Origin of the sequence: Mesorhizobium sp. M7A.F.Ca.AU.002.02.1.1, assembly GCF_003998535.1 — a bacterium.
GTDB classification, from domain to species: Bacteria; Pseudomonadota; Alphaproteobacteria; order Rhizobiales; family Rhizobiaceae; genus Mesorhizobium; species Mesorhizobium ciceri.
Window position 1 is genome coordinate 1 of record NZ_RZPB01001201.1, and the last position, 1,223, is coordinate 1,223.

The following is a 1,223-nucleotide window of genomic DNA, read 5'->3' on the forward strand; positions in this document are numbered from 1 at the left end:
CGAGAAGCTCAACGTCTACGGCGTCGAGAAGACCCGCATCATTGCCATCGAGTTCTCATCGGAAGATCCCAAGCTCGCGGCCGCCATACCGGACGCCATCGCTGCCGCCTATATAGCGGGGCAAGGGGCGGCCAAGCTCGAATCGAACAGCGCCGCGGCAGACTTCCTGGCGCCCGAGATCGCCGACCTGCAGCGGCAGGTCAAGGATGCGGAGGCGAAGGTCGCCGCCTACCGAGCCCAGTCCGATCTTCTGATGGGTGGCAACAATTCGGTGCTGGCCACCCAGCAGCTTTCGGAACTGTCGAGCGAACTGTCGAAAGTGCGCGCCAACCGCGCTGCGGCCGAAGCGACCGCCGACGGTGTGCGCAGGGCGCTGCAGAATGGCGGTTCGCTGGACGCAGTGCCGGAGGGTCTGTCATCGGACCTGATCCAGCGCTTGCGTGAGCGACAGGTCGAATTGCGCTCCAACATCGCCGATCTGTCGACGACGCTGCTTGGCAATCATCCGCGCATTCGCGCGCTGAAATCGCAACTGTCCGATCTCGACGCGCAGATCCGCAGCGAGGCCCAGAAGATCATGAAAGGCCTGTTGATGCAGGCCGAGACGGCAAAGGCCCGCGAGAACCAGCTCGTCGCCGACGTCAACACATTGAAAGCCGCTTCGGCGCAGGCCGGCGAACAACAGGTCGACCTCGACGCACTGCAGCGCGACGCGACCGCCAAGCGACAGCAGCTCGAACTCTACCTGACCAACTACCGCGAAGCCGCTTCGCGCCAGGACCGCAACTATCTGCCGGTCGACGCCCGGATCGCCTCGAAGGCGTCGGTTCCCTCCGAGGCCTATTTCCCGAAGGTGGGGCCGATCGTCGGCGCGGCTTTCGCCGCATCGCTGCTGATCATGGCCATCGTGACGCTTCTGCGGGAGCTGTTCTCAGGCCGCGCGATGCGGCCGGCGAGCGGTTCCCGTTTCGAACGGATCGATGAGGTCGCGATGCCCCATGTGGCGCAGACGCCGGCCGCCAAGCCATTTGTCCGCCACGAGCCTGCCGTCTTCCAGGAACCCGTCATTCACCAGGAACTGCCTGAACCTGCGCATGAAGCCGATGCGGAGCCTTTTGCCGCTGCGATGCAGGCCATGGCCGAGGCGCCGGATGCGGTCGCAATGCCCGCTACGGCGGCGACAGAGCAAACGGTTGTCGAGCCCGAACCGGCGCGCTCCACCC

1 protein-coding gene is annotated in these 1,223 nt (G+C 65.2%); it reads left to right on the forward strand.

Going from position 1 to position 1,223, the window contains the following annotated elements:
* A partial coding sequence (locus EN879_RS36445) for a GumC family protein (protein WP_164774861.1) occupies positions 1-1,223 on the forward strand: 1,223 nt, incomplete at both ends.